Annotated in this window: 5 protein-coding genes; 2 read left to right on the top strand and 3 right to left on the bottom strand. The window is 59.7% G+C overall.

What is annotated here, in order from left to right:
* Window positions 1-93: 93 nt before the first annotated feature.
* On the bottom strand, window positions 94-1,596 hold the full coding sequence (gene nifD / locus EOA85_RS24510) for a nitrogenase molybdenum-iron protein alpha chain (protein WP_127211487.1): 1,503 nt from the start codon (window positions 1,594-1,596) through the stop codon (window positions 94-96).
* A 91-nt stretch (window positions 1,597-1,687) separates the two neighbouring features.
* The gene (gene nifH, locus EOA85_RS24505; protein WP_127211486.1) at window positions 1,688-2,581 is read right to left on the bottom strand and encodes a nitrogenase iron protein; all 894 of its coding nucleotides are present in this window, start codon (window positions 2,579-2,581) and stop codon (window positions 1,688-1,690) included.
* Between the two features lie 967 nt (window positions 2,582-3,548).
* Here nifH and EOA85_RS24500 point away from each other — a divergent pair.
* Both EOA85_RS24500 and EOA85_RS24495 read left to right on the top strand, forming a co-directional pair.
* Window positions 3,549-3,671: a hypothetical protein gene (locus tag EOA85_RS24500; protein ID WP_127211488.1), complete on the top strand. Its 123-nt coding sequence runs from the start codon at window positions 3,549-3,551 to the stop codon at window positions 3,669-3,671.
* 57 nt (window positions 3,672-3,728) lie between these two features.
* Window positions 3,729-4,955, top strand: coding sequence for an MFS transporter (locus EOA85_RS24495; RefSeq protein ID WP_127211485.1), 1,227 nt, complete (start codon window positions 3,729-3,731; stop codon window positions 4,953-4,955).
* 900 nt (window positions 4,956-5,855) lie between these two features.
* On the opposite strand, the gene EOA85_RS24490 is transcribed toward EOA85_RS24495, so the two are convergent.
* A partial coding sequence (locus EOA85_RS24490; protein ID WP_127211484.1) for a DUF418 domain-containing protein occupies window positions 5,856-6,302 on the bottom strand: 447 nt, incomplete at its 5' end.

Below are 6,302 nucleotides of genomic sequence, written 5' to 3'. Positions count from 1 at the left end.
CAGGTACGTCGAGACGTTTGCGGTTTCCCGAGGCTCACAAGCCGCGGGGGTTCATCGTCTCTCTGGGGGGAGAATAGGCCAGGGGACGGGCGTCTATTCGGCAGCTATCGCCTGCCCATGGGGCGGGCTTTCTTTCCAAGGCGCCTGGTAGAGGCCCCAGACCGGATTGTTGATGGCAAGATCCACGTCGCGCGCGAAAATGGCAAAGCCGTCATAGCCGTGATAAGGTCCCGAATAGTCCCAGGAGTGCATCTGGCGGAACGGAATGCCCATCTTCTGCACCGGGTATTTTTCCTTGATGCCAGAGCCAACGAGGTTGGGGCGAACTCCCTCGATGAACTTCTCCAACTCGTAGCCGGTAACGTCGTCATAAATCAGTGTGCCGTTCTTTACGTAATGGCCGGTGCGCTGATAGTCGTCGTTATGGGCGAACTCGTAGCCGGTGCCGACAATGACCATGCCGAGGTCCTCGTAAGCTGTTATGACGTGACGGGGGCGCAGGCCGCCGACGTAGAGCATGACGGTGTTGCCTTCGAGGCGCGGTCGGTACTTGGAGATGACCGCGTCAACAAGCGGTCTGTACTTGGCGATGACCTTCTCGGCCTTCTCCTCGATTTCCGGCCCGAAATGCTTGGCGATGTTGCGGAGGGAAGCTTCGATCTGGGACGGTCCGAAGAAATTGTACTCCATCCAGGCGACGCCATACTTTTCCTCCATGTGCCGGCAGATGTAGTTCATCGACCGGTAGCAGTGGATGAGATTGAGCTTAGCCTTTGGTGCGCGCTCGATCTCGGCGAGTGTGGCGTCGCCCGACCAGTTGCCGACCACGCGCAATCCTATCTCCTCAAGCAAGATGCGCGAGGCCCAGGCGTCGCCGCCAATATTGTAGTCGCCGATCACGTTCACGTCGTAGGCACCAGCCTCGAACTCGACGTCCTTCTTGTCGAAGACCCAGTCGCGGATCGAGTCATTGGCGATGTGGTGGCCGAGTGATTGCGAAACGCCGCGGAAGCCCTCGCAGCGCACTGGCACGATAGTCTTTTCGTGCTCCTTGGCCTTTTTGCGAGAAACTGCCTCGGTGTCATCGCCAATGAGACCAATCGGGCATTCGGATTGCACGGTGATGCCCTTGTTCAACGGAAACAGTACCTCGATCTCATCGATGATCTGTTCCAGTTTCTTGTCGCCGCCGAAGACAATGTCCTTCTCCTGGAAATCGGAGGTGAACTGCATTGTCCCGAACGTGTCGATGCCCGTTGTGCCGACGTAGTAGTTGCGGCGCTGTGACCAGGAATATTGGCCGCAACCGACGGGCCCGTGCGAGATATGGACCATGTCCTTGACTGGGCCCCAAACCACGCCCTTTGAGCCGGCATAGGCGCAGCCGCGTATGGTCATCACACCAGGAATGGACTTGATGTTCGATTTGACGTCGCATTCGGAAATGACTTCACTTTCCTCGCCAGCCTCGTCTCCGCTCTTTGCGACGCTGAGATGCTTTTTGCGGCGCTTCGCCGCTTTGTCGGGATATTGCGATAGTACATCCTCAATAAGCTTCGCATGGAGAGCACCATCATTCTCGTATTCCAGGCTCATGGGACCCCTTTCAAGGTGTCTGGTGACGCCTCACCGACGAGGCGCCGTTTTTTGCAAGGCGCGCCAGCTCAAGGAGCGCCCAATATCGTCCTTACTGGGCGGCCGCCTTCGCCGCTTCCTTGGCCTGAAGCTCGGCAAGCATCTGCTCGTCGGTCTTCATGATGCCGAAGTCGAGGAGCATTTCCTCGAGCTCCTCCATGGTGATCGGTGTCGGGATGGTGCCCTGGCCCGAATTGGCATGGATCTTTTCGGCCAGCGCGCGATACTCGCCGGCCTGCTTGGAGTCGGGCGCATATTGGATCACTGACATCTTTCTGAGTTCGGCGTGCTGGACGATGTTGTCGCGCGGCACGAAGTGGATGAGCTTGGAATTGAGCCTGGAAGCCAGTGCTTCGGCCAGGTCGAGCTCACGGTCGGTCTGACGCTCGTTGCAGATCAGTCCGCCGAGCCGCACGCCGCCCGAATGGGCATATTTCAGGATGCCCTTGGCGATATTGTTGGCGGCATAGAGCGCCATCATCTCCCCGGACATGACGATGTAGATTTCCTGCGCCTTGCCCTCGCGGATCGGCATCGCGAAACCGCCGCACACCACGTCCCCGAGCACGTCGTAGGAGACATAGTCGACATCGTCATAGGCGCCGTTCTCCTCAAGGAAGTTGATCGAGGTGATAACGCCGCGACCGGCGCAGCCAACACCCGGCTCCGGGCCGCCGGATTCCACGCATTTGATGCCTCTATAGCCAACCTTGAGCACGTCCTGGAGCTCGAGGTCTTCGACCGAACCTTCCTGTGCCGCGAGATGCAGGACCGTATCCTGAGCCTTCGAGTTCAGGATCAGGCGGGTGGAGTCGGCTTTGGGGTCGCAGCCGACGATGAGGATTCTCTGCCCGAGGTCGACAAGGGCGGCGAGCGTATTTTGGGAGGTGGTGGACTTGCCGATGCCGCCCTTGCCGTAAAAGGCGATCTGACGCAGACCTGACATTATAGCTTTCCTTCCTTCGTTCCATCCGTCACGGCTGCCCGCGACATGAATGCCGATGGGCAGCTCTTGCCGCCTCACACCGAAGGGTCTCAAGACCCGTGCCAACTTGACCGATTGATAGCCAACAAGAATTTTTGTCTTTTCTCTTCCGCGAGTTAGCTTGAGCTCTAACAAGTGCTTGCTGCCAGAATAGGTGATTGTCGGAACAAGCCGTGTAGCGGACCCGACAATGCCCGACACAAAGCGTCGGATAGCGATCCTCGAGGCCGCTACGGCTGACTAATGGGGCAGCGCCGAGGCGACTTGGTAGGGAAACGGCTACAGGGGAATCGGCCCTGCAGTCCGTGCAGCAGCTGGTATCCATCTGAGCGGTAGATTAAACACGGGCCGCCACCGAACGGCGTCGAAAGAATGTGCCGCTATTTGCATGGGCGCTAATTGAGGAGTCGGTTACCCTTCACATCCGCTGTCGGCACTATTTCGGGTTGAGCAATGGCTCGCGGAGCTGGTGTGCTCCGGCTACGGCCGCGGTGCCTCGCAGCCCCAGCGCCTTAGCAACGCTATCGGTCATTTGCGAGAAGTAGCCCTGCTCCAAAGGATCCACGACACTACTCTGGCCAGCGATCGATTTGCGGCGTCTTCCACGGTAGGACGCTGAATATAGCGCCCTCATCAACGAACGACTTTGCGGAGCCGATCCCGCCCTGGAGGGCGCGCGTCGCATTGGAATGGCTGGAGCGGGTTCTCGCCGACACGACCCAGGCTAAGGTGCGGGTGACCTGAACGAGGGGAGTGGGGCGACCCTGACCTCCCGCCGCTTTGCCGCAGAGGCGTTTGAGGACACCCTGCCTGTTCCCGCCGCCGTACATCAGACGTCGGTGCTCGGTAGCTGCTTTGCGCGTGCCTGGTTCGAGACCGACCGGCGAAGTCGGATGGATTAGCCTGATGGGATGCCTCCGACGATGACATCCTCATCCGGCTCGGAGTAACCGGCACCAATGTTGCACGCCGCACTATTACAACGTGTCGGGCAGCGATGAACATTCCCTTCGTGCAACGCCGCCGGCAACGGCGGCCCCTCTGTCTTTAACGCGGGTCAACGCAGCCAACCCATGTTGCAGGGCGCCCAAACTGGCGGGGCTTATTCATGACCGGATCCGCGACAGGCTTCATGGGTGCTGTTCAGCACGACCCAGAAAAGCCGGATCAACGGTCTCGTCCCGCATGGGGTGCGGTCATTTCGCTTGCCTTGGGCACCTTCGGGCTGGTGACGGCAGAGTTTCTGCCTGCCAGCGTGCTGACGCCGCTCGCGCATGATCTCGGTATCACAGAGGGCGCCGCTGGACAGACGATGACAGCGACGGCGATTGCTGCGGCGATCTCGGCGCCGACGATGGCCATCATCACAAAGCGCCTGGACCGCAGGATCGTCCTGTGTGCGATGATGCTGCTTCAGATCCTGTCCAACCTTCTGGCGGAAGTCGCGTGGTCGCTTCCGGTCTTCCTGGCGGCACGTGTCGTGCTCGGCATTGCGCTCGGAGGCTTCTGGTCGATTTCGGCATCGCTGGCGATGCGGCTCGTTCCAAATCACCTTCTGCCGCGCGCCATGTCAATCATCCTCACCGGCGTTTCGGTCGCTGTCGTATGCGCGCCTCCAATCGGCGCCTATGTCGGCGACATCTGGGGATGGCGAGCGCCCTTCATGATCACTGCGGTCGTCAATGCCATTACACTGCTGGTGCAACTCGTAACGATGCCGACGCTGCCTCCGGTTGAAATGGCTGGATGCCGAAGTCTGCTAGATGTGGCCAAAAAGCCGACCATCAAGGTCGCCCTTTTAGTCATAGTCCTGGTCGCTTCTGGGCACTTCGCCAGCTTCACCTATATCCGGGCCTTCCTCGAGAAGGTTCCCGCGTTGAATATCGAGATGATCTCGCTACTGTTGCTCGTTTCTGGCATAGGCGGCTTCTTCGGCAATTTAGCCGGCGCATTCCTGGCCCCACACAGCCTCAAGGCAGTCGCGGCCCTGCCATCCCTGCTCATGGCGATAGCCGCTATCTCGTTGCTGATGCTGGGACCATCGGCCTGGGCCTGGGCGATTGCGATTGTCATATGGAGCTTTGCCTTCGGCGCGGTACCGGTGGGGCTACAGACGTGGACGGTGCTGCGCGCTGTTCCCGAGCAGGCCGAAAGCGCCGGTGTGCTAATGACCTCAACGTTCCAGGTTGCCATCGCAGCCGGCGCGATTTTTGGCGGACTGCTTGTGAAAAATGCCGGCGTCACGAGTGTCCTTGCCTACAGCGCGGGTGCCACGTTCCTCGCCGCCCTCACAGTGTTCCTACTCGGCCCGAAACGCGCAAACCTGACCTCCTGACGGGAGAGGCCTTCAGCTCAGCGCTGAGTCTACAGGGAGCGGGCCGGGCGGAGTTGGTCAGGTTACGCATCCCGGGCGAGCTCGGATCGCGCTTGGCAGCTGATGGGTGACCGGGCGCCGTTCTTGGAGCGTCGACTTGTTCTGGTCTCGATTGGAAATCCCGCCCCGAGAAACGCCGGGCCGGCCACCCGCCACCATCAACGTGCGTAGTCGCTGAGAGGGCGGCATTCCCGACACCACGCCTGCATCACCCGAAAGTTTTCCAACCCGCGATGTGCCGCGAGTGCTGAAGACCAAGGAATTCGACGGCCCTGAGGGAAAAAGCGCACGCAAAATGCGCGTCGCCCCCGGAACGAACTTACGGCGCCTTAGCTCACTGTCAGCTCGTTCGAGTACCTCTCCTCGAGAGCGATCTAGTAAGGTCAAACTCATGTCGAAAGACTTCCGCCAAAGAAGGGAACGAATGCCATGTACGGATCGGATCGGTGGCTCATTCGCAAGCTCAGCCAAGCTAATGACGCGGGTGCGGTCAAAGGACAGCGACGGCTTTGGCAAGCACTTGCGCACATGGCGCAGCCTGATCTCAATGCGAGTTCGTCTTCAGCGTCGGCACGGCCGTACTCGCTAGTTTCACAGCCTCCCATCGTGGAGATCGACAGGTCTGCGTTCGGACGGAAAGTAAGGGACTTTATGGCGATGAAATCAAACACATCGCCGCCAGAGTACTCGGATTTCGTGTCCTCAAAAGCCGCGCGAACGGCAATGGTCGCAAGGCTCGGCGGTGGCACCCAGGATGATACCGACGAAGCGCGACATTGTAGTATCAGCTATGTCGGACCTCGGTCAGGCGCTTTCTTTGGCGAGCGTCACTGCGATCCGGAGGTCGGGGCGACGTGGGGCTCAGGGGATGTGACGCGCCAGATTTGCGATCCTACCCACCAGCGCTTCCATCGGTCCTCGCTGGAAGAAGCGCAGCCAAAGCACCGCAAAAGCGCTTACAACCACGATAAAGCCAAGGAGCGCGGACAGCGAGCAAGGTTCTCCGAGCAGGTAGATGCCCTGAAAGTGCAGGAGATAGGCCGTCAAAGGCATCGAGCCGACCGCGATTATTGGCGAGACCAGCTTTCGCAGAAGCGGGAGCGCTTCCATAGCGAGCGAGCAAGCCGCCAAGACGATCATTGCGCAACCGGTGCTGCCAAGGATCCAGAACGTCGTCTCGCTATGAGGTAAGGCAACCCATAGCCAACTCGCTGTGTAGGCGTCCGGGTACATCCACCAGAAGTCGGGAGCCAGGCCAAGTTCCTGCAAATCGGCCAACTCGGCGCTTACACCAGGCAGCAAATGCAG

Source organism: Mesorhizobium sp. M5C.F.Ca.IN.020.29.1.1, from assembly GCF_003997375.1.
Classification (GTDB): domain Bacteria; phylum Pseudomonadota; class Alphaproteobacteria; order Rhizobiales; family Rhizobiaceae; genus Mesorhizobium; species Mesorhizobium wenxiniae.
The sequence above is the reverse complement of the archived record's forward strand: the minus strand, read 5'-3'. Positions and strand labels throughout refer to the sequence as shown.

Excerpts from the sequence above, each read along its gene's own strand:
- nifD (WP_127211487.1), bottom strand. The coding sequence starts at position 1,596 with ATGAGCCTGGAATACGAGAATGATGGTGCTCTCCATGCGAAGCTTATT.
- nifH (WP_127211486.1), bottom strand. The coding sequence starts at position 2,581 with ATGTCAGGTCTGCGTCAGATCGCCTTTTACGGCAAGGGCGGCATCGGC.
- EOA85_RS24495 (WP_127211485.1), top strand. The coding sequence starts at position 3,729 with ATGACCGGATCCGCGACAGGCTTCATGGGTGCTGTTCAGCACGACCCA.